A 25,830-nucleotide genomic window follows, 5' to 3' on the forward strand; every position below is an offset into this window, starting at 1 on the left:
GATCTGGCGGGGCTGCGCGGCCGCCCCTGGTTCGCCGCGAACGAGGTGCTCGCGTTCCTGCTCGAAGTGATCGCTGTCGGGGCTCTCGCCTGGTGGGGCTTCACCGTCCCCGGGAGTACGGCGGCGTCCGTGGCGCTGGGGATCTCGGCCCCTCTGGCGGCCGTCGTCCTGTGGGGCCTGTTCGCGGCCCCGCGTGCCCGGTTCACGCTGCCCCTCGCCGGGGTGCTCGCCGTGAAGGCCGTGGTGCTCGGGGGTGGCGCCGCGGCGGTGTACGGGGCGGGGCACCCGACGGCGGCGGCCGTGCTCGCCGTGGTGCTGGTGGCGAACACGGGCTGCGCGGAGTTCTTCCGCCGGCGGTGACAGTCCGCCGCGGGTGACAGTCCGCCGCGGGTGTGCCGACGGCTGCGGGTGACAGTCCGCCGCGGGTGTGCCGACGGCTGCGCCCGGCACACCCGATGGCGGCCGGATCAGATCAGGCCCTGCGCCAGCATCGCGTCCGCGACGATCTCGAAGCCGGCGATGTTCGCGCCCACCACGTAGTTCCCCGGGCTGCCGTATGTCTCCGCCGTGGTGTGGCAGGAGTCGTGGATGTGGCGCATGATCTGCGCGAGCCGCTCCTCGGTGTGGGCGAAGGTCCAGGAGTCGCGGGAGGCGTTCTGCTGCATCTCCAGTGCGCTGGTGGCCACCCCGCCGGCGTTGGCGGCCTTGCCGGGGGCGAAGGCGACGCCGGCTTCCTGGAGGACGTGGACGGCCTCCGGCGTGGTGGGCATGTTCGCGCCCTCGGCGACGGCCTTGACCCCGTTGCGTACGAGGGCCACCGCGTCGGCCTCGTGGAGTTCGTTCTGGGTGGCGCAGGGCAGGGCCACGTCCACCGGGACGTTCCAGACGCCGGGGCCGGGGACGTAGCGCACATGGTCGCCGATCCGCTCGGCGTACTCGGAGACGCGACCGCGCCCCCGCTCCTTGATCTCCTTGAGCAGGGCGACGTCGATGCCCTTCTCGTCGACGACGTAGCCGCCCGAGTCGGAGCAGGTCACCACGGTCGCGCCGAGCTGCTGCGCCTTCTCGATGGCGTAGATGGCGACGTTGCCGGAGCCGGAGACGGCGATCCGCTGGCCGTCGAGCGACTCGCCGCGGGCGCGCAGCATCTCGTCGGTGAACAGGACGCAGCCGTAGCCGGTGGCCTCGGTGCGTGCCTGGGCGCCGCCCCATCCGAGGCCCTTGCCGGTGAGCACGCCGGACTCGTAGCGGTTGGTGATCCGCTTGTACTGGCCGAAGAGGTAGCCGATCTCCCGGCCGCCGACGCCGATGTCACCGGCGGGCACGTCGGTGTACTCGCCGAGGTGGCGGTGGAGTTCGGTCATGAAGGACTGGCAGAAGCGCATCACCTCGGCGTCGGACCTGCCCTTGGGGTCGAAGTCCGCGCCGCCCTTGCCGCCGCCGATGGGCATGCCGGTGAGGGCGTTCTTGAAGATCTGCTCGAATCCGAGGAACTTCACGATGCCGAGGTTGACCGAGGGGTGGAAGCGGAGTCCGCCCTTGTACGGTCCGAGGGCGCTGGAGAACTCGACACGGAAGCCGCGGTTGACGTGGATGTCGCCGGAGTCGTCGGACCACGGCACCCGGAAGATGAGCTGGCGTTCGGGTTCGGTGACGCGTTCGATGATGCGGGCGTCGACGAGTTCCGGCCGTCGTGCCAGCACCGGGCCGAGGGTTTCCAGGACCTCGCGTACCGCTTGGTGGAACTCGCCCTCCCCCTGGTTGCGGCGGAGGATCTCCGCGTAGAGGGGTTCGATGACGCGGTTCTCGGCGGTGCGCGAGGTGAGGGTGTCGGAACTGGCCGGCATCTGATCAAGACCTTCCGTGGATGGGCTCTTGGTGTCGGCGCTCCCTGCCCTTGGAGGCGCCTTCACCGGTGCACCCGGCAAGTCTCGCAGTGCGGCCCGCCCTTGCCCCGGCGACATCCGCTCCGGGTGGTGGGTTGTTCGTCCGGTAGGGGCGCCTTGGCCCCGTACGCCCGTCCTCAAGGAGCCGGGCGTGGCCCGTTTCGTGGAGCCCTCACGGGTGAGGGACCTCACAGCCGGAGGAGGACGGCCGTGAGGTCCCTGGCCGGTGGGTCGGGCCGGCGGTCCGGGGTGGTGACGGTCAGGCCGCCGCGTTCTCCGTGACGGTGACCTTGCCCTTGCGGATGGTCGCCACCCTGGGCGCCTTGCGGGCGAGTGTGCTGTCGTGGGTGACCATCACGAAGGTCAGTCCGTGCTCCTTCCACAGCCCGTCGAGCAGGTCCATGATCTCGTCGCGCATGGACTCGTCGAGGTTGCCGGTCGGTTCGTCGGCGAGCAGCACCTTCGGCCGCTTCACCAGTGCCCGGGCGATCGCGACGCGCTGCTGCTGTCCGCCGGACATCTCGCTCGGGAGGTGGGTGGGACGGTCACCCAGACCGACCGACTCCAGCGCCTCGGCGGCGCGTTCGCGGCGGGCCTTCGCGCCGATGCCGAGCGGGACGAGGGCGGTCTCGACGTTCTCCTGGGCGGTGAGGGTGGGGATCAGGTTGAAGCTCTGGAACACGAAACCGATCGATTCGGCCCGGACCTTGGTGAGCCGGGACTCGGGAAGTCTCGCCAGGTCGACGCCGTCGAGCTCGATGGTCCCGGCGGTGGGCCGGTCCAGTCCGCCGAGCATCTGGAGCAGCGTCGACTTGCCGCCGCCGGTGGGCCCCTGGATGACGAGCCGTCCGCCGTCCTCGATGGTGAGATCGACGCCGGCGAGCGCGTCGACGGGGTTCTTGCCGCGCATGTAGCGCTTGGTGACGCCCTTGAGCTGGTACACGAGTGGACTCCTGCTGTACGTACGAGTGAGGTGGGGCGTGCGGTGCTACGCGACGCGGCGCAGCGCGTCGGCGGGCCGCAGCCGGGACGCCCGCCAGCCGCCGAAGGCCCCGGCGATCAGTCCGCCCGCGACGGCGAGGCCGACGGCGACGAGGATCGTGGTGAGGGAGACCGGTGCGGTCAGCGCGATGTCGAGGGTCTTGGAGGCCGTCTGGCGGCCCGGACCGCCCCCGCCCATCGGACCGCCCATGCCGCCGCCCATACCGCCGCGTCCGCCGCCGGTGGAGCCGAGCTGGGCGGTGAGGGTGGGGCTGACGGCGGTCACGACGTACGCGCCTGCGAGGCCCACCGCGATACCGAGGACGCCGCCCATCAGGCCGTTGACGAGGGCCTCGCCGACGACCTGGCGGGTGACGCGGCCGCTCTTCCAGCCGAGCGCCTTGAGGGTGCCGAACTCCCGCACGCGGCGGCTGACCGCGGACGAGGTGAGCAGCCCGGCGACGAGGAACGCGGCGACCAGGACCGCGATGGACAGCCACTTGCCGACGCTGGAGGCGAGGTCGGAGGCGGTCGAGAGAGAGCCGGAGACCGTGTCGGCGAGGTCGGCGGAGGTGGTGACCGTCGTGCCGGAGATGTTCTTCTGGATGGCGGCCTTGACGGTGTCGATCGCCTGCGAGTCGGACGCCTGGACGTAGACGGTGGTGACCTTGTCCTTGGAGTCGGCGACGGTCTGAGCCTGCTTCAGCGGGATGTAGACGTTGGCGGCCGCGTCACCGCTGTCCGCCGTGGAGACGCCCACGATCGAGTACTTGGTGCCGGAGATGGTGACGGTCTTGCCGACCGCGAGCTCCTTCTCCTTGGCGTACGCGGAGTCGACGACGGCGACCTTCGCGTCGGTCTCGGTCGCCTTGAAGGTACGGCCCTTGGTGATCTTCGAGGAGGTCAGCGGGCCGAGGCCCTGCTGGGTGACGTCGGTGCCGTACACGGTGAAGGAGTTGACGTCGAAGGAGGCGCCGCCGCCCTCGACCCGGCCCTGCGGCTGGCCGTTGCCACCGCCCTGGCCGCCGCCAGGTCCGCCCTGCCCGCCCTGTCCCGAGCTCTGGTCCTGCTTGAACTGGCCGCGGCTGAACTGGCCGTCGACCTTCATCACCGTGAGGCTGAGACCGCCGACGGCGTCGGCGACGCCGTCCTGCTTCCCCACCTTGTCGACGGTGGTGGCGGCGAGGGTCTGGAACCCCTGGACCATGACCCGGTCGGTGCTCTGGGTCTCGTCCTCGTCGTCCTTGGCGTCGAACTCGAACCGGGGCCGCTCGTTGCCGCCCGAGCCGGGAGCAGCCGCGGCCTTGGTCACCGTCATGTCCGTGCCGAGTCCGTACAGCGATTCGAGGACCTTGTCCTGGGCCTTGTTCATGCCCGAGGAGACGGAACTGACGATGATGACCAGCGCGATGCCGAGGGCGAGCCCCGAGGCGACGACGAGCGCCGCCTTTCTGCGGCGGCGCAGCTCGCGCCGGAGGTAGGTGAAGAACATGGCGCGAAGGTATGGAGCGGGCGTGATGAGGAGTTAAGTGCCGGATGAGAGCGGGATGAGAAACCCGGGTACGCCGAAGGCGGCGGCGCCCGGTGGTTTCCGGGTGCCGCCGCCTTCGGAGGGGATGGGGGCGTGTTCGGGCGGATCAGACGGCGGAGCCGGCCGTCCACTCCGACCAGCTCATGTTCCAGCCGTTGAGGCCGTTGTCGGGAGCGATGGTCTTGTCCGGGGAGTTCGTGACCACGACCACGTCGCCGATCATGGAGTTGTTGTACATCCAGGCGGCCGGGGTGTTCGGGTCGTCCGCGCCCTTCTTGTCGGACAGGCCGACGCAGCCGTGGCTGGTGTTCGCGCTGCCGAAGATCGACTTCGCGCCCCAGTAGTTGCCGTGGATGAAGGTGCCCGACGTGGAGAGCCGCATGGCGTGCGGCACGTCCTTGATGTCGTACTCGCCCTTGCCGTCGTCGTCGGTGAAGCCGACCGTCGAGCCGTCCATGCGGGTCTCCTTGAACTTCTCGGAGATCACCATCTGGCCGTTGTAGGTGGGGTTGTCGGCGGAGCCCGCGGAGATCGGGATGGTCTTGACGGTCTTGCCGTCCCGCGTGACGGTCATGGTGTGGGCCTTGGCGTCGACCGTGGAGACCTGGTTGCGGCCGACCTTGAAGGTGACCGTCTTCTGCTGGACGCCGTACACCCCGTCGGAGCCCTCGACGCCGTCCAGGGCCAGCTTCAGGGTGACCGTGGAGCCGCCCTGCCAGTAGTCCTCGGGGCGCAGGTCGAGGCGCTGGTTGTTGAACCAGTGGCCGACGACCTCCTGGCCGCTGCTGGACGTCACCTTGATGCCGTCCTGGACGGCCTTGCGGTCGGTGATCGGCTTGTTGAAGTTGATCGAGACCGGCATGCCGACGCCGACGGTGGAGCCGTCCTCGGGGGTGAAGTTCCCGATGAAGCTGTTCTCCGGCGAGACCGTGGTGAACGAGCTGTTGGCGTGCGCCTCACGGCCGTCCGAGTCGGCGGCCGTCGCGCTGATCTTGTACGTCGTCGAGCGTTCCAGCTGACCGCTGGGCTTCCAGCTGGAGCCGTCGGCGGCGAGGGTGCCCTCGACCGCGTCGCCCTCCGCGGTGGTCATGGTGACCGAGGTCAGCTTGCCCTTGGCGACGGTGACCATCGCGGCGTTGTTGATGCTGGCGTTGGTCGCCCCGTTCTTCGGCGCGATCGTTATCTGCGCCTCGGAGGTGTCCTTGGCCGCGGCCTCGTCGACCTGGGCCTGTGACGTCTTGGAGCTCTCGGCGCTCGCACCCGGGGCACTGCCGCCGTCGTCGCTGCAGGCCGAAAGCACCAGCACGCCGCCGAGCAGTGCGGACGCGGCCATGAGGCCCTTGCGCCGCTTGCTGTCCGTCATCACACGCTTCTCCATCGTTGCCGATTCCCCAAGATCCCCGGACAGGGTCGCCCGACGGCGGTTCCCCGTCAATGTTCCAAGAACACCGTGACCGGGTCTTCCGTTCCACATCCACCGGAGATGTGGGGAACACCACTCATCGACGCTCCGGGGACCGCGGCGGTTCCCGCCACCTGTGAGGAGGGCCCCGGGGGCGTCAGCGTTCCGTATGTCCGCCGCCTTCTTCGTCGTCGGTCTCATTGTCCTCGATCCCGTAGTACACCTCGTCCCCGTCCTCTCCCACTGCCCAGGCCTCGTCCTCGGGGTCGTAGTCGATCGTCTCGCTGCTCCAGGAGGCCTGTGCCAGCTCGACCCCGGGCACCTGGCTGACCAGGTCGAACGGGTCGATCAGCGAGGCGAGGGCCTCCGCTGCGTCTTCCCTGACGGTCTCCTCGGCATGCGTACGTTCCTCGGCCGTCTCGTCGGCGGCGGCCCCGGAGGCGGTGAAGTCGGCGGCGATGCTCTCCAGAGCGGTGCCGGTCAGGGCGTCGGGGTCGCTGACCTCCAGCACCAGCTCCACATGCAGCCGGACGTACGAAGGTGTCTGTGAAGTGGTCATACGCCGGAGCGTAAGGCCGCGGGAGCTGCGGGTTTCCCCCGACCCGCTGCACGGCCCGCCGTGTGCCCGCGATCGGCGGCGGAGGGAAAGGTTCCGGCCGCCGCGACGACGCTGACAACCAGGGGGTGCGGCCGTTAGCATCGCCCCCACGGGGGCCAACTGATGTTCGTCGCAAGGGGATCGATTCCGTGTCCGTCGCTCGTCGCACGCTGCTGACCACCACGGCGGCAGGCACCCTGCTCTGTGCGCTCTGGTTCGTCCCCTCCGCCAACGCGACGGGTGAGGCCGGCGCGCCGGAGAGCTCGGCGGACACCCGGCAGGCGTCCGCGGCAGGGGAGTTCACCGCTCAGGACACGCTGGCCGACACCGGCACGGGCATCGACACGACGCCCTATCTGATCGGCGGCACCGCCTCGCTCTGCGTGGGCGCCGGCTTCGTCGCCCACGCGGTGCGCCGGGGCGCGCGGCAGTACCCCTGAGGCCTTGGCCGCCGCGCCCCGTGCCGGCGCGCGGCGGCCCCGGGCTCAGTCCAGCGGGCCGGTCACGGCCTCCACGGCCGAGACCAGCCTGCCCTCCCGGACGAACGCGTCCGCGGCGGCCAGGTCGGGGGCGAGGAACCGGTCCGGTCCAGGGCCCTGGACACCGGCGGCCCGCAGTGCCCCGATGACGGCCTGCGAGGCGGGTCCGGGGGTCAGCCCCTCGGCGGCGCGCAGCTCCACCGCCCGGGTCGCGGCGTACAGCTCGACGGCGACGATCCTGGCGAGTCCGGAGACGGCGGTACGGAGCTTCCGCGCGGCGGACCAGCCCATGGAGACGTGGTCCTCCTGCATGGCGGAGGACGGGATCGAGTCCACGGAGGCCGGGACGGCGAGCCGCTTCAGCTCGCTGACCAGCGCGGCCTGGGTGTACTGGGCGATCATCAGCCCGGAGTCGACCCCCGCGTCGTCGGCGAGGAACGGCGGCAGACCGTGCGAGCGGTTCTTGTCCAGGAGCCGGTCCGTGCGGCGCTCGGTGATAGAGCCGAGGTCGGCGGCGACGATCGCCAGGAAGTCGAGGACGTAGGCGACGGGCGCTCCGTGGAAGTTCCCGTTGGACTCGACCCTGCCCCCGGGCAGCACGACCGGGTTGTCGACCGCCGAGGCCAGTTCGCGCTCCGCGACGAGCAGCCCGTGCGCGAGGGTGTCCCGCCCGGCGCCGTTGACCTGGGGGGCGCAGCGTACGGAGTAGGCGTCCTGGACCCGGGGCGCGTCGTCCTGGTGGTGGCCGGTGAGGCCGGACCCCGCGAGCACCCGCAGCATGTTGGCCGCGGAGACGCCCTGGCCGGGGTGGGGGCGGATGGCGTGCAGCTCGGGGGCGAGGACCTTCTCGGTGCCGAGGAGGGCTTCGAGGGAGAGCGCGGCGGTGATGTCCGCGCTGGTGTAGAGGCTCTTCAGGTCGGCCAGGGCCATCACGAGCATGCCCAGCATGCCGTCGGTGCCGTTGAGGAGGGCGAGGCCCTCCTTCTCGCGGAGTTCGACGGGGGTGATGCCGTGGGCTGCGAGGAGCTCTCCGGCGGGCCGCACGGTGCCGTCGGGCCCCTCGGCCTCCCCTTCGCCCATCAGCGTCAGGGCGCAGTGGGACAGGGGGGCGAGGTCTCCGGAGCAGCCGAGCGAGCCGTACTCGTGGACGACGGGGGTGATGCCCGCGTTGAGCACGTCCGCCATGGTCCTCGCGACCTCGGGGCGTACGCCGGTGTGGCCGGAGGCCAGCGTCTTCAGCCGCAGGAACATCAGCGCGCGGACGACCTCGCGCTCGACGCGGGGGCCCATGCCCGCCGCGTGCGAGCGGACGATGTTGCGCTGGAGCTGGGCCCGGAGGCCGGGGCCGATGTGCCGGCTGGCGAGGGCGCCGAAGCCGGTCGAGACGCCGTAGACCGGCTCCGGTTTGGCGGCGAGCGCCTCGACGGTCTCCCGGGCGGCGGCGAGGGCCTCGACGGCCGCTGCGGAGAGTTCGACACGGGCGCCCTCGCGGGCCACGGCGATGACGTCCTCGGGGGTGGTGCCGGACGTCCCCACCACGACTGTATGCATATCCATATTCAGAAGCCTACGGACTGAAAGCCTTCATGTCACCAGTGGTCCGGGGGTTGACCCCTTACCGATCGCCGCCGGGCGGGTTGCCCCGTAGCCTGCGGCGGTCGTGGGGCGAGCGGGGCGGGGAGTCCGCGAGGCGGATCACGTCGCCGTCGCGGCCCGCCACGACCGGGCGCCGGGAGCGGGCGGCCTTCGCCTGGTACTGCGCGGCGTCCGCCAGCCGGAAGAGGCGCCTGGCCGAATGGACGGGGCCGATGTCGTCGCCGGTGGACGCGACGCCGCAGGCCACCCCGTCCCCGAGCTCCAGGTTCACCGCGCGGGCGCAGAGCTCCTCGGAGACCCGTGCGACGTCGTCGGCCGTCGGGCCCACGGCCAGCAGGCAGAACTCGTCCCCGCCCAGCCGCGCGGACAGGGCGCCGGGCAGCATCGCGCCACAGAGCGAGAGCACGGAGCCGAATCGTTCCAGCAGACGGTCCCCGACCGCGTGGCCATGGGTGTCGTTCACCGTCTTCAGGCCGTTCAGATCGCAGACGACCAGGCTGACCACCGCACCCTCGGAGCGGTGCAGGTCCACCGCCTCGTCCAGCCGGAGATCGACGGCCCTGCGGTTCGCCAGCCCGGTCAGCGGGTCCGTGAAGGCGAGCTTGCGCACCTCCTCCAGCCGCTCGGTCTGCGCGATGCCCGCCGCGACGACGGCTGCCAGCACGGTCGCGAAGTCCGCGTCGTCCCGGTCGAAGACCGGCGCCCCCGCCGGCCGGGCCACGTAGAGCTCTCCCCAGGCCCGCCCGTGGAGCACGATCGGCGCCACCACGCAGCAGCCTCGTCCGCGCCTGCGCAGGGCGGCGACGCGCTGGTGGCAGTAGGGGCGGGCGCCCCGGGCCGGCGCTCCCCGGGCAGGGGTGCCGTCCACGGTCTCCACCCAGGCGTCGGGCTCACCACCGCCCGCCCAGCGCTCGTGCAGGAACTCGGTGATCTCCGGGAACTGGTGCACGGGGTAGGACTCGCTCTCGGGGAACTCGTCCTCGCCCTCGGCCCTCTCCCCCACGTTGACCAGCACACGCAGCCTGCCCTGCTCCCGCTCCCACACCGAGAGAGCGGCGAAGGTGCCGCCCAGTGCCTCGCACGCCCCGAGTGCCGCCGCACGCCAGGACTCACGCGGGGTGTAGGCCGCCGCCATCGTCTGTGCCAGCGCAACCACGGCGCTCAGCCGCGCATCATCACCGCCCATCGCACCAGCTTAGGTAGTTTTGCGATGATTTGATCAACTGACGGCGCTGATAATCTTCAGGCCGTTGATCTACGGACCGTTCCCCGGCCCCTCACTCGCCGGGCCAGTCCGGCGTCCGCTTCTCGTTGAAGGCGGCCACGCCCTCGGCGCGGTCCCCGGAGAAGGCCACGGAACGCCAGGCCGCGTCCTCGACCTCGAGACCGGCCCGGAGGTCGAGTCCCTGCCCCAGCCGCAGCGCGCGCTTCGCGGCCCGGAGCCCGACCGGGGAGTTCGCCGCGATCCGGGCACCGAGAGCCATCGCCGCCTCCCGGTCCCGGCCTTCATCGACCAGCTCGTCGACCAGCCCCAGCTCGCGCGCCTCGGCCGCCTCGACCCTGCGGGCGGTGAAGACCAGCTCGGCGGCGCGCGCCGCTCCCACCCGGCGGGGCAGCAGCTGCGTACCGCCCCCGCCGGGGATGACACCGACGGACACCTCGGGCAGGCCCACCACGGCCGTGCGGTCGGCCACGATCACGTCGCAGGCCAGCGCGAGCTCGAAGCCGCCCCCGAGGGCGAACCCGTGGACGGCGGCGACGACCGGCATCGGCAGCTCCAGGACGCCGGTGTACGCGGCCCTGGCGGTGGGGCGCTGGCGCAGCAGGTCGGCGTCGGTGAAGGAGTTCCGCTCCTTCAGGTCCGCGCCCACGCAGAAGGCGCGCTCATGACTGGAGGTGAGGACGGTCGCCCGTACCCCCGGGTCGGCGCCGAGCGCGTCGCAGGCCTCCACGAGGGAGAGCGCCATGGCGGTGCTCACCGCGTTCATCGCCTTGGGCCGGTCGAGCACCAGCTCGGCCACGTGCTCCTGGCCCTCGTGACGCCGCACGACGACGAACTCCCCGAACCTCTGCTCCGACGCGACGCCCATGGCTGCACCCCTCCGGTTAACGATCGTTACCGGGATCCTAGGCAGGTCCGGGAGCCGGGGGAAGGCGCCGGTGCCCGTGGGCCCGGCCCGCCTCCCCGTCGCACCGGCTCAGGACGCGGGCTTGCCCCTGCGGGCCAGCAGCCAGGGCTCGACGACGCCCAGGCCGCGGACCGGCCGCTGCCACATCGGCTGGAGGCCGAAGCGGTACGCGGGCGGGGGCGGCTCCTCGTCCGGGGTGCGGCCCTCCTTCTCCGCCAGCCGGGCCCGCTCGGCCGCGGCCGCCAGGTCCTCGGCCGCCTGGGCCTCGGAGGCGGGGGCGTCGCCGTTGCGCTTGAGCTCCTCGGCAAAGGCCCCGTCCACCAGCACGGCGTCCTTGGGCGCTATCGAGGTGAGCCGGCTGGCCAGGTTGACCGTGGTGCCGAAGACGTCGCCCATGCGCGTGGTGACGGTGCCGAACGCGATACCGACGCGAAGCGAGGGCATCGTGGTGTCCTGCGCCATCGCCTCGACCAGCCGGAGCGCTATCTCGCCCGCCGTACCGGCGTCGTCCGCGGCGAAGAGGACCTCGTCTCCGAGGGTCTTGATGAGCCGCCCGCCGTGGGCGGCGACCAGGTCGGCGGAGGTCGTCTCGAAGGCCTCGACGAGCTCGCCGAGCTCCTCCTCCTCCAGCCGGCGGGTCAGCCGGGTGAAGCCGACGAGGTCCGCGAAGCCCACGGCGAGCCGCCGGTCCACCATCTCCTCGTCGTCGGCGGCCTGCACGACCCGGCCGGTGGCGGCGGCGAGCTGGCGCCGCCACACGTAGACGAGGAACTCCTGCAGCTCGGGCAGGAGCAGCTCGACCAGGGGGTAGGTGACCTCGGTCCGGGTCATGCCCGGCTCGGGGGGCTCCGTCAGCCCTTCCAGGAAGGAGTCGATCTGCCATTCGGCCAGCCGGGCGGTGGTCTGCCCGGTCGAGCGGGCCACCTGGATCGCCATCGGCTCGCTGAGCAGGCCGGCCTCGACGAGACCGGCCAGGCGGCGGAGCGCCAGGACGTCGGCCTCGGTGAGCGCCTTGGCCTGCCCGATGTCGGCGAAGCCCATGGCGCGCCAGAACCGGGACGCGAGGTCCATGGAGACCCCGGCGGTCCTGGCCGCCTGGAACGGCGTGTAGCGGCGGTCCGCCCCCAGGATCAGGGCCTCCAGCCGGATGGCCAGGGGGTCGTCGGTCGGTTCCGCCGTGTGGTCGACCTCGTGATGCGGTGTCGAGTGGACCGACCGCTCGGGCGAGGGCTCCGCGCCGTCGCCGGAGTTGGTGTCGTCGACGGTCACCGGCCGCCTCCTGCCCGTTCCGTGCGCACTGCCCTGCCGATCTGTCGCTGGATCGCCTCAACGATACGGCAGATGTGCCGTGGCTCACGTCCTCGGTGGTCCGGTCGCGGATCCGTCATACGTGACATCACCCGTATGTGCGGAGCACCTGGATCAGGTGAGGCCTCCGTCCTTTCCGCGCAGGTGGACGATGTCCCCGGCCGAGACGGGCTCCTGGAGTCCGTCTCCCGTGGAGAGCACGAGCCGCCCGTCGCCGTCGATGGCGACGGCCTCGCCGACGACCGACCGGTCGCCCGGCAGTTCCGCGCGGACCGTCCGGTCGAGCGTGGCGCATCCCGCCGCGTACGCCGCCTGGAGGCCGCTCTCGGCGGCGTCGCCGCCTGCCTCCCGCCACTGCCCGTACCACTGTTCGAGTGAACGCAGGACGGCCCGGAGCAAGGTCTCGCGGTCGGTGGAGACGGCCCCGGCGAGCGCGAGCGAACCGGCGTGCGGGGCGGGCAGCTCGGCGGCGCGCAGCGACACGTTGAGTCCGATGCCGACGACGACACCCTTCCCGGCGCGCTCGGCGAGGATCCCGCCGGTCTTGCGCTCGGTGCCGCCGATGGTCACCAGCAGGTCATTGGGCCATTTGAGGGCCATGTCGACGCCGGCGGACTGCGCGAGACCCGTGGCGGCCGCGACACCCGCCAGCAGCGGCAGCCAGCCCCAGCGGTGCACCGGCACGTCGCCGGGGGTCAGGTACACGGAGAAGAAGAGGCCCGAGCGGGGCGGCGCCGTCCAGGTCCGGTCGAGCCGCCCGCGGCCCGCGGTCTGCTCCTCGGCGATCAGGACCGCACCCTCCGCCAGGCCGTCCCCGGCCGCGCGGGCGGCGAGGTCGGAGTTGGTGGACCCGGTGGCCTCGACGACGTCGAGGGAGGTCCACAGACCACCGGGACGCAGCAGTCCGCGGCGCAGCGCCGCGGTGTTGAGGGGAGGCCTGTCGAGGTCCGACCAGCGGTTGTGCGGCACATCGGAAGGTGTCATGAAACCCAGATTAGGTGTGGCCAACGACGCACTGCCGAACCGTATCGGCGCCGATACGCTACGGGTCAGTAGCCAGCCGCCGACGGGCGGGCCGCCGTCGAGGACGTACCGGCCCAGCCGTTCGGCCGGATGTACCAGTCGTCCCCAGGCAGGGAGCCGCCACCCGATGTCCGAGCCGCAGAGCGACATCCACACCACCGCCGGCAAGATCGCGGACCTGCAGCGCCGTATCGAAGAGGCCACACACGCAGGTTCCGCCCGCGCCGTCGAAAAGCAGCACGCCAAGGGCAAGTTGACCGCCCGTGAGCGGGTCGAGCTCCTGCTCGACGAAGGTTCCTTCGTGGAGCTCGACGAGTTCGCACGTCACCGGTCCACCAACTTCGGCATCGAGAAGAACCGCCCGTACGGGGACGGGGTCGTCACCGGCTACGGCACGGTCGACGGCCGCCCCGTCTGCGTCTACTCGCAGGACTTCACCATCTTCGGCGGCTCGCTCGGCGAGGTCTACGGCGAGAAGATCGTCAAGGTGATGGACTTCGCGATGAAGACCGGCTGCCCGGTGATCGGCATCAACGACGGCGGCGGCGCGCGCATCCAGGAGGGTGTCGTGGCGCTCGGCCTGTTCGCCGAGATCTTCCGCCGCAACGTCCACGCCTCCGGTGTCGTGCCGCAGATCTCACTGATCGTCGGGCCGTGCGCGGGCGGCGCGGTCTACTCCCCCGCGATCACCGACTTCACGGTCATGGTCGACCAGACCTCGCACATGTTCATCACCGGCCCCGACGTCATCAAGACGGTGACCGGCGAGGACGTCGGCTTCGAGGAACTGGGCGGCGCGCGCACCCACAACACGACGTCCGGGGTCGCCCACCACATGGCGGGCGACGAGAAGGACGCCATCGAGTACATCAAGTCGCTGCTGTCCTACCTCCCGTCCAACAACCTGTCCGAGGCCCCCGCCTTCCCGGAGGAGGCCGACCTCGGGACCACGGACGAGGACCGCGAGCTCGACACGCTCATCCCGGACTCGGCGAACCAGCCGTACGACATGCACACCGCCATCGAGCACGTCCTCGACGACGCGGAGTTCCTGGAGACCCAGGCGCTGTTCGCGCCGAACATCATCACCGGCTTCGGACGCGTCGAGGGCTATCCGGTCGGCATCGTCGCCAACCAGCCGATGCAGTTCGCCGGCTGTCTGGACATCGACGCCAGCGAGAAGGCCGCCCGCTTCGTCCGCACCTGCGACGCGTTCAACATCCCCGTCATCACCTTCGTGGACGTGCCCGGCTTCCTGCCGGGCGTCGACCAGGAGTACGGCGGCATCATCCGGCGCGGCGCCAAGCTGATCTACGCCTACGCGGAGGCGACCGTCCCGCTCATCACGGTCATCACCCGCAAGGCGTTCGGCGGGGCGTACGACGTCATGGGCTCCAAGCACCTGGGCGCCGACCTGAACCTGGCCTGGCCCACCGCGCAGATCGCGGTGATGGGCGCCCAGGGCGCGGTGAACATCCTGCACCGCCGCACCATCGCCGCCGCCGAGGACCCCGAGGCCACCCGTGCCGAGCTGATCACCGGCTACGAGGACGCCCTCCTCAACCCGTACGTCGCCGCGGAGCGCGGTTACGTCGACGCGGTGATCATGCCCTCGGACACCCGGGCCCACCTCGTGAAGGGGCTGCGTCAGCTGCGCACCAAGCGCGAGTCGCTGCCGCCGAAGAAGCACGGCAACATCCCGCTCTGATCCGTCCGACCCGATCGCAGGGAGCCACCATGATCAAGGTTGTACGGGGCAATCCGACCCCGGAGGAGCTCGCCGCGGCCCTCGCCGTGGTCCGGGCGCGCGCGGCGGCCGCCGCCGCGGAGCCGTCGGGCACTCCGCTGCCGCCCGAGCAGTGGTCCGACCCGGGGCGCATCGCCCGCCGGGGAGCGCTCCGGCCCGGCCCCAGGTCCTGGGCGCGGACGTACTGGCCCTCCTGAGGACGGCGGGCCCGGCAGACGCGGGAGCGGCGCTTGAGTACCCGTACTCAGGCGCCGCTCCCGTGTCCGGAGCACCATCGGAACCATGCTGTGGTCCGACCCGGAGAACGAGCCGCCGAAGGAACTGCGCGACGCCCAGGACATGATGCGCCGCGCGGGGCTGCTGCTGGCACTGGCGATGGTGGTGGCGATGTTCGTCCTGGGGACCCGCTGAAGCGGCCCCGGCCCGCACCCGGGATCAGGGCCCGCGGGGTGCCGGGCCCCGCCTACGATGGCGGGTATGACTGATCAGCGCCGCCTCGTGCTCGGCTCCGCGTCCCCCGCCCGTCTCGGCCTCCTGCGTCAGGCCGGACTCGCCCCCGAGGTGATCGTCAGCGGTGTGGACGAGGACGCGATCACCGCCGCCACGCCTGGCGAGCTGGCGCTCGTCCTGGCGGAGGCGAAGGCCGCGGCGGTGGCGGCCCGCCCCGAGGCCGCGGGCGCCCTCGTCGTCGGGTGCGACTCGGTGCTCGAACTGGACGGCGAGGCGTACGGCAAGCCCTCCGACGCCGAGGAGGCCACCGCCCGCTGGAAGTCCATGCGCGGGCGTTCCGGCATCCTGCAGACGGGCCACTGCGTCGTCGACACCGCCACGGGGCGCACCGTCTCGGCGACGGCGTCGACCGTCGTCCGGTTCGGCGAGCCGACCGACGCCGAGATCGCGGCCTATGTCGCCTCGGGCGAACCCCTGCACGTGGCCGGGGCGTTCACGCTCGACGGGCGCTCCGCGCCGTTCGTCGAGGCGATCGAGGGCAGTCACGGGAACGTCATCGGGCTCTCACTGCCCCTGCTGCGCCGGCTCCTCGGCGAACTGGGCGTCTCCATCACCGACTTGTGGGTGTGAGCGGCGGCCCTCACACCGCCGCCGGGGCCTCCTCGCCGCCCGGCCCGCCGGCCGCCGCATCCGGCTCTCGTCGGTCGTACGCCACCAGGGTCAGCACGATGAGGGCCAGCACCACCATGAGGAAGGCGAAGGCCGCCCAGCCGATCAGGCCCACCGCCAGCGCGCCCAGCACCCCGTGTACGACCGCGCACGCGATGAGGGCGATGCGGCCGAGCCGGCCCGGGGCGCGGTCCCGTATGCCGGCCAGCAGGGGTATCAGCCCGCACAGCACCAGCAGGGCTCCGGAGACACCGCCCATCACCCAGGTGCCGGTGACCATGGCGTCAGGATCCATCCCCGCCAGGGACATGCTCTGGTTGTCGGCGACCGTCGCGAGGACGCCGTTGACGAGCACGATGCCCACGGCCTCCACGAAGAGCACGATCGCGGTCACGAAGGCCACTGGTCTGCGGACCACGGCGCCACCCCCTGTTACCTGCAGTACGTACGGTAGCGCGGACCCTACTAACGGGTAACGCTCCGGACAAGGGGATGCGCACGGCCCGTGGCCGGACCGCGGCGCACCGGCGGCCAGGGCAAAGATTCCATCGGCCGTTCGTAGGGAGTCCACAAAGAAACGTCGCGCGCCGTTGACCGTACGGACAGAGACTTGAGCCACACTTCATGGCTACTGTGCGGTTGAGGAACCCGGCGTACCGTGGTGCGACAAGGGATTTCGCGACTCGAGCAACCCTCGAATCACACTCCGTGTGGGCAAGTTCACTATTGGGGACGGGTCGTACGGCCGTGTCGGTAGTCCCTAAACTCAGCTTGTTCTCAAGGAGGGAGTCATCGTGCGCAAGGTGCTCATCGCCAACCGTGGCGAAATCGCTGTCCGCGTTGCTCGGGCTTGCCGGGATGCCGGAATCGCGAGCGTAGCCGTCTACGCCGATCCGGACCGGGATGCTCTGCATGTGCGCGCGGCCGACGAGGCGTTCGCCCTGGGCGGTGACACCCCGGCGGCCAGCTATCTGGACATGGCCAAGGTGATCCAGGCCGCCAAGGACTCCGGGGCGGACGCGGTCCACCCGGGTTACGGCTTCCTCTCGGAGAACGCCGAGTTCGCCCAGGCCGTGCTGGACGCCGGACTGACGTGGATCGGCCCGCCGCCGCACGCCATCCGTGACCTCGGCGACAAGGTCGCCGCGCGCCACATCGCGCAGCGCGCCGGCGCCCCGCTGGTCGCCGGTACCCCGGACCCCGTCTCGGGCTCCGACGAGGTCGTGGCCTTCGCGAAGGAGCACGGCCTGCCGATCGCCATCAAGGCGGCCTTCGGCGGTGGCGGCCGCGGCCTGAAGGTCGCCCGCACCCTCGAAGAGGTTCCGGAGCTGTACGACTCCGCCGTCCGTGAGGCGGTGGCCGCGTTCGGCCGCGGTGAGTGCTTCGTCGAGCGCTACCTCGACAAGCCCCGCCACGTGGAGACCCAGTGCCTGGCCGACCAGCACGGCAACGTGGTCGTCGTCTCCACCCGTGACTGCTCGCTCCAGCGCCGCCACCAGAAGCTCGTGGAGGAGGCACCCGCCCCCTTCCTGTCGGACGCCCAGCTGGAGGAGCTGTACAGCTCCTCGAAGGCGATCCTGAAGGAGGCCGGCTACGTCGGCGCCGGCACCGTCGAGTTCCTCGTCGGCATGGACGGGACGATCTCCTTCCTGGAGGTCAACACCCGCCTCCAGGTGGAGCACCCGGTCACCGAGGAGGTCGCCGGCATCGACCTGGTCCGCGAGATGTTCCGCATCGCCGACGGCGAGGAGCTCGGCTACGGCGACCCGGAGCTGCGCGGCCACTCCTTCGAGTTCCGCATCAACGGCGAGGACCCGGGCCGCGGCTTCCTGCCCGCGCCCGGCACCGTCACCCTCTTCGCCCCGCCCACCGGCCCCGGCGTCCGTCTGGACGCGGGCGTGGAGTCGGGCAGCGTCATCGGCCCGGCCTGGGACTCCCTGCTGGCCAAGCTGATCGTGACCGGCCGCACCCGCGCGGAGGCCCTGCAGCGCGCCGCCCGCGCACTGGACGAGTTCCAGGTCGAGGGCATGGCCACCGCGATCCCCTTCCACCGCGCGGTGGTCCGCGACCCGGCGTTCGCACCGGAGCTCACCGGCTCGGCCGACCCGTTCACGGTCCACACCCGCTGGATCGAGACCGAGTTCGTCAACGAGATCCCGCCGTTCACCGTGCCCGGTGACACGGACGCCGACGAGGAGTCCGGCCGCGAGACCGTCGTCGTCGAGGTCGGCGGCAAGCGCCTCGAGGTCTCCCTGCCCTCCTCGCTCGGCATGAGCCTGGCGCGTACCGGCCTCGCCGCCGGTGCCAAGCCCAAGCGCCGCGCCGCGAAGAAGGCCGGCTCCGCCGCCTCCGGCGACACCCTCGCCTCCCCGATGCAGGGCACGATCGTCAAGATCGCCGTCGAGGAGGGCCAGGAGGTCAAGGAGGGCGACCTCATCGTCGTCCTGGAGGCCATGAAGATGGAGCAGCCGCTCAACGCCCACCGCTCCGGGACCGTCAAGGGCCTCGCGGCGGAGGTCGGCACGTCGGTCTCCTCCGGCGCCGCGATCTGCGAGATCAAGGACTGATCTCTCGTCCTTCCCTCACCGGGGGCCCGGCGCACGCCGGGCCCCCGGTGGCATCCTGGGACCCGGAGCGAGGACCAGGAGGAGACGGCGATGAGTACGGCACCGACACCGGCCAGGCCGATGCGCGCCGACGCGCGCCGCAACTACGACCGGCTGCTGCGGGAGGCCCGCGCTTCCTTCGCGGCGCACGGCACGGACGCCTCCCTGGAGGACGTCGCCCGGCGTGCGGGTGTCGGCATCGGCACGCTCTACCGGCACTTCCCGAACCGCCAGGCCCTGATGAACGCCGTGTTCCAGGAGGCGCTCTCCACGCTGCTCGACCGCTCCCGCGAACTGGCACGGTCCGATCGGCCGTGCACGGCGCTGGTGGAGTGGCTGGGCGCGATCGTGACCCATGCGGGCGAGTACCGGGGTCTCGCCCAGGCGCTCATGTCGGCGCCCGGGGACGAGAACTCGGCACTGACGTCCTGTCATGTGCCGCTGCGTCAGGCGGGTGCCCGGCTGCTGTCCCGGGCGCAGTCCAGCGGCTCGGTGCGACCGGACGTGTCGATCGACGACCTGCTCCAGCTGACCAACGCCATCGCGCTGGCCGCCGAGCGGACCCCGGCCGATCCGGAGCTGGCCGACCGCCTGCTGCGGCTGACGCTCCGCGGTGTGAAGGCCGATCCCTCCGGTCCGGCGCCCTCGTAGAGCCCGTCCCCGGCGGCGGGACGGGCGACGAGGGCGACCGCCCGTAGGTCGTGTCTTCAAGTTCCGTCTACCCCGCCCTCCGGGCGGACGACGCTACTTCGAAGACACTCCCTAGCGGCGCCGCATGTCCGCGACCCGGCCCACCGGTCCCTCCGAGAGGGCCGAAGCGCTCCGCAGCTGCGGCCCGAGGCCTCCCGGACCGCCGTGACCGCCCTGGGTCCGGCGCTGGCCCGGCAGCGGCATGTCCTGACGCGTCTGCCGGCCCGTCGCCAAGGCCTCGCCGGCGGCGGACTCCACGTCGGGTCCCGCCACCGCGATCTCCACACCCTGGTCGGCCAGCGCCTGGAGCTCGGTGGCCGCCCGCTCGTCGTGGACGGGCGGCTCGTCGGTCACCAGCCGGGTGATCAGATCCGTCGGCACGGTCTGGAACATGGTGTCCGAACCGAGCTTCGTGTGGTCCGCGAGGACGACGACCTCGGCGGCCGCCTGCACCAGCGCCCGGTCCACGCTCGCGGAGAGCATGTTGGACGTGGAGAGTCCGCGCTCGGCGGTCAGCCCGCTCCCGGACAGGAAGGCACGGGTCACCCGCAGTCCCTGGAGGGACTGCTCGGCACCGCTGCCGACGAGAGCGTAGTTGCTCCCGCGCAGCGTCCCGCCCGTCATCACCACCTCCACCCTGTTGGCATGGGCCAGCGCCTGGGCGACGAGCAGCGAGTTGGTGACGACGGTCAGCCCCGGTACCCGTGCGAGCCGGCGGGCCAGCTCCTGGGTGGTGGTGCCGGCGCCGACCACGATGGCCTCGCCCTCACCGACCAGTCCGGCGGCGAGATCGGCGATGGCCGTCTTCTCCGCGGTCGAGAGATGGGATTTCTGCGGAAAGCCGGACTCCCGCGTAAAACCGCCCGGCAAGACCGCACCGCCGTGCCGGCGGTCGAGGAGTCCTTCTGCCTCCAGTGCCCGCACGTCCCGCCGTACGGTCACTTCGGAGGTCTGGACGACGCGGGCGAGCTCACGGAGCGATACCGCCCCGTTGGCGCGCACCATTTCGAGGATCAATTGACGACGTTCTGCAGCGAACACGAAACTGACAGTAACCTGGCCGTACGTTGCTTTTCAGCAGTTTGCGCCGAATAAGAGAAGTTGTACATGGACGGGGCCCCCTGGTGGTATAGGGGACCCCGTCCATGATGGAAACGCTTCGCGCTACGCCTCGTCGGCGGTCTTCCGCGTGTGCAACTGCCTTGCCACCTCGGCGATCGAGCCGGAGAGGGACGGGTACACGGTGAAGGCGTTCGCGATCTGCTCGACCGTCAGGTTGTTGTCGACGGCGAGCGAGATCGGGTGGATGAGCTCGCTGGCCCTCGGCGCGACGACGCACCCTCCGACGACGATCCCGGTGCCGGGCCTGCAGAAGATCTTGACGAAGCCGTCCCTGATGCCCTGCATCTTGGCGCGCGGGTTGCGCAGCAGCGGCAGCTTCACGACACGGGCGTCGATCTTGCCGGAGTCGACGTCGGCCTGGCTGTAACCGACGGTGGCGATCTCTGGGTCGGTGAAGACGTTCGCGGAGACCGTCTTCAGGTTCAGCGGCGCCACGGCGTCGCCGAGGAAGTGGTACATCGCGATCCGGCCCTGCATCGCCGCGACGGAGGCGAGGGCGAAGACCCCGGTGACGTCACCGGCGGCGTACACGCCGGGGGCGCTGGTCCGGGAGACCCGGTCGGTCCTGATGTGGCCGGACTCCTTGAGCTGGACGCCCGACTCCTCCAGGCCCATGCCCGCGGTGTTGGGGATCGCGCCGACCGCCATCAGGCAATGGGTTCCGGAGATGACCCGGCCGTCGGCCAGGGTGACCTCGACCCGGTCGCCGACGCGCTTGGCGGACTGGGCGCGGGAGCGGGCCATGACGTTCATGCCGCGGCGCCGGAACACGTCCTCCAGGACGGCCGCGGCGTCCGGGTCCTCACCCGGGAGCACCCGGTCGCGGGAGGAGACCAGGGTGACCCGCGAGCCGAGCGCCTGGTAGGCCCCGGCGAACTCGGCGCCGGTGACACCCGATCCGACCACGATGAGCTCCTCGGGGAGCTCATCGAGGTCGTAGACCTGGGTCCAGTTCAGGATGCGTTCGCCGTCGGGCTGGGCGTCGGGGATCTCGCGGGGGTGGCCGCCGGTCGCGATCAGCACGGCGTCGGCGGTGAGCCGCTCCTCGGTGCCGTCCGCCGCGGTCACGACTACCTGGCGCGACCCGTCGGCCGCCTGGAGGCCCTCGAGGCGGCCGCGGCCGCGCATGACCCTGGCGCCGGCGCGGGTGACCGAGGCGGTGATGTCGTGCGACTGGGCGAGCGCGAGCCGCTTGACCCGCCGGTTGACCTTGCCGAGGTCGACGCCCACGACCCGGGCGGCCTGCTCGATGTGCGGGGTGTCGTCGGCGACGATGATGCCGAGCTCCTCGTAGGAGGAGTCGAAGGTGGTCATCACCTCGGCCGTCGCGATCAGGGTCTTGGAGGGTACGCAGTCGGTCAGGACCGACGCCCCGCCGAGTCCGTCGCAGTCGACGACGGTCACCTCCGCGCCGAGCTGGGCTCCGACCAGAGCCGCCTCGTAGCCGCCGGGGCCGCCGCCGATGATCACGATCCGGGTCACGAAAAGTCCGCCTCGCGTGGTGTCATCCCACGGCCGTCTGCCGCCCCGGCCGGGGGTCCGGGGGATCGCCCCGGCGTATGCAGTACGTAGTTCATTGTCCCGCACGCGCCAAGCTGGTTCGCCCCGGGGCCCTCCATACGGGAACGGGCCTGGCGGAGCCGGGCCCTCCGGCGCCGGGCCCTCCGCCCGGAAGGGGTGACCCTGGCGGCACGACCGGCGCCCGGGCCGCCCCTCCCGTACCCTCGACCCCATGTCGCTCTACGCCGCGTACGCCGGCAACCTCGACGCGCGGCTGATGACGCGCCGCGCACCGCACTCCCCGCTGCGCGGTACGGGCTGGCTCAACGACTGGCGCCTGACGTTCGGCGGCGAGCAGATGGGCTGGGAGGGCGCGCTGGCCACAGTGGTGGAGGCCCCCCGTGAGCAGGTCTTCGTCGCGCTGTACGACCTGGCGCCGATGGACGAGGACTCCATGGACCGCTGGGAGGGCGTCGGCCTCGACGTCTACCGGCGGATGAGGGTGCGCGTACACACGCTGGACGGCGAGGAACCGGCGTGGATCTACGTGCTCAACGGCTACGAGGGCGGACTGCCCTCCGCCCGCTATCTCGGCGAGGTGGCGGATGCGGCCGAATCCGCGGGCGCCCCGCACGACTACGTGATGAGCCTGCGCAAGCGCCCCTGCTGAGAGGCGCGTCCGAGCCGCCTCTGTACGAACGTACGAATACGACCGGCCAGACTCTCGCTGGACACATCTACGCGCGTAGGAAATCAGCGGTTACCCTCATCCGCGTGAACGCATCTGTTATTCCGGACCACATCCAGGGCGACCCCCGTGCCGCCGCAGCCGACGCCGCCGCCCGCCTGCGCGAGCTGACCGGCGCCGAGACCCACGACGTCGCCCTCGTGATGGGCTCCGGGTGGGCCCCCGCGGGCGAGGCCCTCGGCGCCCCCGAGGCCGAGTTCCCGGTCACCGCGCTGCCCGGCTTCCCCGCTCCTGCGGTCGAGGGCCACGGCGGGACCATCCGCTCGTACCTCATCGGCGGGAAGCGCGTGCTGGTCTTCCTGGGCCGTACGCACTTCTACGAGGGCCGCGGGGTCGCGGCGGTCGCGCACGGGGTCCGCACCGCGGTCGCGGCGGGCTGCCGGACCGTGGTCCTGACGAACGGGTGCGGCGGACTGCGCGAGGGGATGCGCCCGGGTCAGCCGGTCCTCATCAGCGACCACATCAACCTGACGGCGGCCTCGCCGATCGTCGGCGCGAACTTCGTCGACCTCACCGATCTGTACTCGCCGCGGCTGCGGGCGCTGTGCAAGGAGATCGACGGGTCGCTGGAGGAGGGCGTGTACGTGCAGTTCACCGGCCCGCACTACGAGACCCCCGCGGAGATCAACATGGTCCGCGCGATGGGCGGCGACCTCGTCGGCATGTCCACGGTGCTGGAGGCGATCGCGGCGCGCGAGGCGGGGGCGGAGGTGCTGGGCATCTCCCTGGTCACCAACCTCGCCGCCGGCCTGAGCGGCGAACCCCTCAACCACGAGGAGGTCCTACAGGCGGGCCGCGACTCGGCCACCCGCATGGGCTCGCTGCTGGCGCGGGTACTGGACCGTATCTGAGCCCCGGCCCGACCACGGGAAGCCCCCACAGAAGCCCCCACAGAAGCCCCCACCTTCCAGCCCCGCCGGCGTTTGAGGCGCGGGGGCTCGGGGGCGGAGCCCCCGGAGCGGGTCCGGGCGGAGCCCGGTTCGGGAAGGGGCGGGTAGGGGAACAGCCCGCCGCAGGCGACCCGCACCCCGCACCACCACCCGCACCCGCACCCGCACCCGCAGAAAGGCGGACACCGTGCAGCAGGACCTTCTCACCCGCGCCCAGGCCTGGCTGGCCGAGGACCCGGACCCCGAGACCCGCGCGGAGCTCCAGGGGCTCATCGAGGCCGGTGACGAGCCCGCGCTCGCCGACCGCTTCGCCGGCACGCTCCAGTTCGGCACGGCCGGCCTGCGCGGCGAGATCGGCGCCGGGCCGATGCGGATGAACAGGTCCGTGGTCATCCGGGCCGCCGCCGGGCTCGCCGCGTACCTGAAGGCGTCGGGGCAGTCGGGGGGTCTGGTCGTCATCGGTTACGACGCCCGCTACAAGTCCGCCGACTTCGCCCGCGACACCGCGGCCGTGATGACCGGTGCCGGCCTGCGCGCCGCGGTGCTCCCGCGCCCGCTGCCCACCCCCGTCCTCGCGTACGCCATAAGGCACCTGGGAGCCGTCGCGGGCGTGGAGGTCACCGCGAGCCACAACCCTCCGCGTGACAACGGCTACAAGGTCTACCTCGGCGACGGCTCGCAGATCGTGCCCCCGGCGGACACGGAGATCGCGGCCGCGATCGACGCGGTGGGCCCGCTCGACGGCGTACCGCGCCCCGAGGCGGGCTGGGAGATCCTCGGCGACGAGGTCCTGGACGCCTATCTCGCGCGTACGGACTCGGTCCTCGCCGCGGGATCGCCGCGCACCGTCCGGACCGTCCACACCGCGATGCACGGCGTGGGCACCTCGGTGTTCACCGCCGCCTTCGCCCGGGCCGGCTTCCCCGAGCCCGTACTCGTCGCCGAACAGGCCGAGCCCGACCCGGCGTTCCCCACGGTGGCCTTCCCCAACCCGGAGGAGCCCGGGGCGATGGACCTCGCGTTCGCGACCGCCCGGCGGGTCCGGCCGGACCTCGTGATCGCCAACGACCCGGACGCCGACCGCTGCGCCGTGGCCGTGCCCGACCCCTCGGCCGGCGAGGACGCCTGGCGGATGCTGCGCGGCGACGAGGTGGGGGCGCTGCTCGCCGCACACCTCGTGGACCGCGGTGTCGCGGGTGTGTTCGCCGAGTCGATCGTCTCCTCGTCCCTGCTGGGCCGCATCGCGGAGAAGGCGGGCCTCGGATACGAGGAGACGCTGACGGGCTTCAAGTGGATCGCCCGGGTCGACGGCCTGCGCTACGGGTACGAGGAGGCGCTGGGGTACTGCGTGGACCCGGAAGGCGTACGGGACAAGGACGGCATCACCGCCGCCCTGCTGATCGCCGAACTGGCCTCCGCGCTCAAGGAGAAGGGCCGCACCCTGCTGGACCTGCTCGACGACCTCGCCGTGGAGCACGGGCTGCACGCGACGGACCAGCTGTCGGTCCGGGTGGAGGACCTCTCGGTCATCGCGGACGCCATGCGGCGCCTGCGGGAGGCTCCTCCCGCGGCGCTCGCGGGTCTGCCCGTCGTCTCGGCGGAGGACCTGTCGCGGGGCACCGACGCGCTGCCGCCCACGGACGGGCTGCGCTACCGGCTCACGGGCGCGCGGGTGATCGTCCGCCCGAGCGGCACCGAGCCCAAGCTCAAGTGCTACCTGGAGGTCGTCGTCCCGGTCGCCGACGCGTCGGCCCTCCCGACGGCGCGGGCCGAGGCGGCGGAGCTGCTCGCCGGCATCAAGCGGGACCTGTCGGCGGCCGCTGGTATCTGACGTCGGCGGCGGGCCGGGTTCAGACCCGGCTGAGGTACGTGAAACCCGTGTCGGGGCCCACGCAGGACTGGGGGGTCAGGTCGCCCCAGTAGAGGCCGTGGGCGGGTGCGCCCCGGCCGGGGGTGAGGTAGCGGGCGTAGACCTCGTACGTCAGGGTCCCGCTCGGGGTGTCGACCGTGACCCGGGTGCCGGTCGGGAGGGTGGCGAACTGCTGGAAGCCGCAGTGGTCGTGACCGACGACGACGATGGTGCGCATCTTTTGACATCCTCTCCCCCCTGAAGGGGGAGATTCCCGCCTACCGCGCCGTTGAGGGCTGGGGTGTCGGGTGGGTTCCTGCTTCGCTGCGCGGTGCCGGAACACGTTCCGGTCTTACCTGCGCTCGACAGGCTGACACCGCCAGTCCGGCGGCCTTGGCGACGTTGACCGCCGCGTTGATGTCCCGGTCGAGGACGGTCCCGCACGCGGCGCATGTCCACACGCGGACGTGCAGCGGCTTGGGGCCGTCCTTCATGCCGCACTGCGAGCACACCTGGGAGGTCGGCTCGAAGCGGCCGATCTTCACGAAGGTGCGCCCGTACCGGGCGGCCTTGTACTCCAGCATGGTCACGAACGCCGACCATCCGGCGTCGTGGACGGACTTGGC

26 protein-coding genes are annotated in these 25,830 nt (G+C 71.8%); 11 read left to right on the top strand and 15 right to left on the bottom strand.

From position 1 onward, the window contains the following. Positions 1-12 precede the first annotated feature (12 nt). Positions 13-360 (top strand): YrdB family protein, encoded by a 348-nt coding sequence (locus ACGFNN_RS33415; RefSeq protein ID WP_393561684.1) that lies wholly within the window; start codon positions 13-15, stop codon positions 358-360. 107 nt (positions 361-467) lie between these two features. Here ACGFNN_RS33415 and gdhA read toward each other — a convergent pair whose 3' ends face one another. The 5 genes from gdhA to ACGFNN_RS33440 form a co-directional block, all read right to left on the bottom strand. Further along, positions 468-1,847 (bottom strand): NADP-specific glutamate dehydrogenase, encoded by a 1,380-nt coding sequence (gdhA, locus tag ACGFNN_RS33420; RefSeq protein WP_393561645.1) that lies wholly within the window; start codon positions 1,845-1,847, stop codon positions 468-470. A gap of 298 nt (positions 1,848-2,145) precedes the next feature. Further along, a complete protein-coding gene (locus ACGFNN_RS33425; RefSeq protein WP_393561647.1) occupies positions 2,146-2,829 on the bottom strand; it encodes an ABC transporter ATP-binding protein in 684 nt (227 codons plus the stop codon). A gap of 45 nt (positions 2,830-2,874) precedes the next feature. Then, on the bottom strand, positions 2,875-4,359 hold the full coding sequence (locus ACGFNN_RS33430) for an ABC transporter permease (protein WP_393561649.1): 1,485 nt from the start codon (positions 4,357-4,359) through the stop codon (positions 2,875-2,877). Positions 4,360-4,504: 145 nt separating this feature from the next. Continuing rightward, positions 4,505-5,776, bottom strand: a complete 1,272-nt coding sequence (locus ACGFNN_RS33435; RefSeq protein WP_393561650.1) for an Ig-like domain-containing protein — start codon at positions 5,774-5,776, stop codon at positions 4,505-4,507. Between the two features lie 181 nt (positions 5,777-5,957). After that, positions 5,958-6,359, bottom strand: a complete 402-nt coding sequence (locus tag ACGFNN_RS33440; protein WP_393561652.1) for a hypothetical protein — start codon at positions 6,357-6,359, stop codon at positions 5,958-5,960. Between the two features lie 188 nt (positions 6,360-6,547). Between ACGFNN_RS33440 and ACGFNN_RS33445 the strand changes: the two genes are divergently transcribed. Then, entirely contained in the window at positions 6,548-6,838 is a 291-nt protein-coding gene (locus tag ACGFNN_RS33445; protein ID WP_393561654.1) for a hypothetical protein, read from the top strand. Between the two features lie 45 nt (positions 6,839-6,883). Here the strand turns inward: ACGFNN_RS33445 and hutH are convergent, their stop codons facing one another. The 5 genes from hutH to ACGFNN_RS33470 all read right to left on the bottom strand — a co-directional run bounded on the left by hutH (position 6,884) and on the right by ACGFNN_RS33470 (position 12,894). Further along, positions 6,884-8,434 (bottom strand): histidine ammonia-lyase, encoded by a 1,551-nt coding sequence (gene hutH, locus ACGFNN_RS33450; RefSeq protein ID WP_393561656.1) that lies wholly within the window; start codon positions 8,432-8,434, stop codon positions 6,884-6,886. A 58-nt stretch (positions 8,435-8,492) separates the two neighbouring features. Further along, on the bottom strand, positions 8,493-9,659 hold the full coding sequence (locus ACGFNN_RS33455) for a diguanylate cyclase domain-containing protein (protein ID WP_393561658.1): 1,167 nt from the start codon (positions 9,657-9,659) through the stop codon (positions 8,493-8,495). 91 nt (positions 9,660-9,750) lie between these two features. Then, a complete protein-coding gene (locus tag ACGFNN_RS33460; RefSeq protein WP_393561660.1) occupies positions 9,751-10,563 on the bottom strand; it encodes an enoyl-CoA hydratase/isomerase family protein in 813 nt (270 codons plus the stop codon). Positions 10,564-10,671: 108 nt separating this feature from the next. After that, complete coding sequence (locus ACGFNN_RS33465; RefSeq protein WP_362538848.1) at positions 10,672-11,871, bottom strand: adenylate/guanylate cyclase domain-containing protein; 1,200 nt, start codon at positions 11,869-11,871, stop codon at positions 10,672-10,674. 153 nt (positions 11,872-12,024) lie between these two features. After that, positions 12,025-12,894 (bottom strand): biotin--[acetyl-CoA-carboxylase] ligase, encoded by an 870-nt coding sequence (locus ACGFNN_RS33470; protein ID WP_362538846.1) that lies wholly within the window; start codon positions 12,892-12,894, stop codon positions 12,025-12,027. A 166-nt stretch (positions 12,895-13,060) separates the two neighbouring features. On the opposite strand from ACGFNN_RS33470, the gene ACGFNN_RS33475 reads away from it, so the two are divergent. From ACGFNN_RS33475 to ACGFNN_RS33490, 4 genes are all read left to right on the top strand, one after another. Next, entirely contained in the window at positions 13,061-14,641 is a 1,581-nt protein-coding gene (locus ACGFNN_RS33475; RefSeq protein WP_393561662.1) for an acyl-CoA carboxylase subunit beta, read from the top strand. A gap of 29 nt (positions 14,642-14,670) precedes the next feature. Then, complete coding sequence (locus ACGFNN_RS33480; protein WP_365518952.1) at positions 14,671-14,877, top strand: acyl-CoA carboxylase epsilon subunit; 207 nt, start codon at positions 14,671-14,673, stop codon at positions 14,875-14,877. Positions 14,878-14,962: 85 nt separating this feature from the next. After that, on the top strand, positions 14,963-15,091 hold the full coding sequence (gene mmpB / locus ACGFNN_RS33485; RefSeq protein ID WP_362538840.1) for a morphogenic membrane protein MmpB: 129 nt from the start codon (positions 14,963-14,965) through the stop codon (positions 15,089-15,091). A gap of 57 nt (positions 15,092-15,148) precedes the next feature. Beyond that, positions 15,149-15,760, top strand: coding sequence for a nucleoside triphosphate pyrophosphatase (locus ACGFNN_RS33490; protein WP_393561664.1), 612 nt, complete (start codon positions 15,149-15,151; stop codon positions 15,758-15,760). 10 nt (positions 15,761-15,770) lie between these two features. Here ACGFNN_RS33490 and ACGFNN_RS33495 read toward each other — a convergent pair whose 3' ends face one another. Next, entirely contained in the window at positions 15,771-16,217 is a 447-nt protein-coding gene (locus tag ACGFNN_RS33495) for a hypothetical protein (protein ID WP_393561666.1), read from the bottom strand. 376 nt (positions 16,218-16,593) lie between these two features. Between ACGFNN_RS33495 and ACGFNN_RS33500 the strand changes: the two genes are divergently transcribed. Then, the gene (locus ACGFNN_RS33500; protein ID WP_393561668.1) at positions 16,594-18,366 is read left to right on the top strand and encodes an acetyl/propionyl/methylcrotonyl-CoA carboxylase subunit alpha; all 1,773 of its coding nucleotides are present in this window, start codon (positions 16,594-16,596) and stop codon (positions 18,364-18,366) included. Between the two features lie 90 nt (positions 18,367-18,456). After that, positions 18,457-19,056 (top strand): TetR/AcrR family transcriptional regulator, encoded by a 600-nt coding sequence (locus tag ACGFNN_RS33505; RefSeq protein WP_393561670.1) that lies wholly within the window; start codon positions 18,457-18,459, stop codon positions 19,054-19,056. 111 nt (positions 19,057-19,167) lie between these two features. Here ACGFNN_RS33505 and ACGFNN_RS33510 read toward each other — a convergent pair whose 3' ends face one another. Beyond that, positions 19,168-20,136, bottom strand: a complete 969-nt coding sequence (locus ACGFNN_RS33510) for a DeoR/GlpR family DNA-binding transcription regulator (RefSeq protein WP_393561672.1) — start codon at positions 20,134-20,136, stop codon at positions 19,168-19,170. Positions 20,137-20,259: 123 nt separating this feature from the next. Continuing rightward, positions 20,260-21,699, bottom strand: a complete 1,440-nt coding sequence (locus ACGFNN_RS33515; protein WP_362538830.1) for an NAD(P)H-quinone dehydrogenase — start codon at positions 21,697-21,699, stop codon at positions 20,260-20,262. 250 nt (positions 21,700-21,949) lie between these two features. On the opposite strand from ACGFNN_RS33515, the gene ACGFNN_RS33520 reads away from it, so the two are divergent. The 3 genes from ACGFNN_RS33520 (at position 21,950) to ACGFNN_RS33530 (ending at position 25,186) form a co-directional block, all read left to right on the top strand. Then, positions 21,950-22,387: a gamma-glutamylcyclotransferase gene (locus ACGFNN_RS33520; RefSeq protein WP_393561674.1), complete on the top strand. Its 438-nt coding sequence runs from the start codon at positions 21,950-21,952 to the stop codon at positions 22,385-22,387. Positions 22,388-22,491: 104 nt separating this feature from the next. Further along, the gene (locus ACGFNN_RS33525) at positions 22,492-23,316 is read left to right on the top strand and encodes a purine-nucleoside phosphorylase (RefSeq protein WP_362538828.1); all 825 of its coding nucleotides are present in this window, start codon (positions 22,492-22,494) and stop codon (positions 23,314-23,316) included. 226 nt (positions 23,317-23,542) lie between these two features. Then, positions 23,543-25,186: a phospho-sugar mutase gene (locus tag ACGFNN_RS33530; RefSeq protein WP_393561676.1), complete on the top strand. Its 1,644-nt coding sequence runs from the start codon at positions 23,543-23,545 to the stop codon at positions 25,184-25,186. 19 nt (positions 25,187-25,205) lie between these two features. On the opposite strand, the gene ACGFNN_RS33535 is transcribed toward ACGFNN_RS33530, so the two are convergent. Beyond that, entirely contained in the window at positions 25,206-25,442 is a 237-nt protein-coding gene (locus ACGFNN_RS33535) for a hypothetical protein (RefSeq protein WP_393561678.1), read from the bottom strand. 40 nt (positions 25,443-25,482) lie between these two features. Beyond that, positions 25,483-25,830: zinc ribbon domain-containing protein (locus ACGFNN_RS33540; protein WP_393561680.1), on the bottom strand; the 348-nt coding region annotated here is incomplete at its 5' end.

Origin of the sequence: Streptomyces sp. NPDC048590 (genome assembly GCF_043199535.1) — a bacterium.
Classification (GTDB): Bacteria; Actinomycetota; Actinomycetes; order Streptomycetales; family Streptomycetaceae; genus Streptomyces.

What these genes read in the sequence shown, in the direction of transcription:
- ACGFNN_RS33440 (WP_393561652.1), bottom strand. Translation starts at nt 6,359, where the DNA reads ATGACCACTTCACAGACACCTTCGTACGTCCGGCTGCATGTGGAGCTG.
- hutH (WP_393561656.1), bottom strand. Translation starts at nt 8,434, where the DNA reads ATGGATATGCATACAGTCGTGGTGGGGACGTCCGGCACCACCCCCGAG.
- ACGFNN_RS33470 (WP_362538846.1), bottom strand. Translation starts at nt 12,894, where the DNA reads ATGACACCTTCCGATGTGCCGCACAACCGCTGGTCGGACCTCGACAGG.
- ACGFNN_RS33430 (WP_393561649.1), bottom strand. Translation starts at nt 4,359, where the DNA reads ATGTTCTTCACCTACCTCCGGCGCGAGCTGCGCCGCCGCAGAAAGGCG.
- mmpB (WP_362538840.1), top strand. Translation starts at nt 14,963, where the DNA reads ATGCTGTGGTCCGACCCGGAGAACGAGCCGCCGAAGGAACTGCGCGAC.
- ACGFNN_RS33455 (WP_393561658.1), bottom strand. Translation starts at nt 9,659, where the DNA reads ATGGGCGGTGATGATGCGCGGCTGAGCGCCGTGGTTGCGCTGGCACAG.
- ACGFNN_RS33520 (WP_393561674.1), top strand. Translation starts at nt 21,950, where the DNA reads ATGTCGCTCTACGCCGCGTACGCCGGCAACCTCGACGCGCGGCTGATG.
- gdhA (WP_393561645.1), bottom strand. Translation starts at nt 1,847, where the DNA reads ATGCCGGCCAGTTCCGACACCCTCACCTCGCGCACCGCCGAGAACCGC.
- ACGFNN_RS33535 (WP_393561678.1), bottom strand. Translation starts at nt 25,442, where the DNA reads ATGCGCACCATCGTCGTCGTCGGTCACGACCACTGCGGCTTCCAGCAG.
- ACGFNN_RS33480 (WP_365518952.1), top strand. Translation starts at nt 14,671, where the DNA reads ATGATCAAGGTTGTACGGGGCAATCCGACCCCGGAGGAGCTCGCCGCG.
- ACGFNN_RS33435 (WP_393561650.1), bottom strand. Translation starts at nt 5,776, where the DNA reads ATGGAGAAGCGTGTGATGACGGACAGCAAGCGGCGCAAGGGCCTCATG.
- ACGFNN_RS33490 (WP_393561664.1), top strand. Translation starts at nt 15,149, where the DNA reads ATGGCGGGTATGACTGATCAGCGCCGCCTCGTGCTCGGCTCCGCGTCC.
- ACGFNN_RS33475 (WP_393561662.1), top strand. Translation starts at nt 13,061, where the DNA reads ATGTCCGAGCCGCAGAGCGACATCCACACCACCGCCGGCAAGATCGCG.
- ACGFNN_RS33505 (WP_393561670.1), top strand. Translation starts at nt 18,457, where the DNA reads ATGAGTACGGCACCGACACCGGCCAGGCCGATGCGCGCCGACGCGCGC.
- ACGFNN_RS33460 (WP_393561660.1), bottom strand. Translation starts at nt 10,563, where the DNA reads ATGGGCGTCGCGTCGGAGCAGAGGTTCGGGGAGTTCGTCGTCGTGCGG.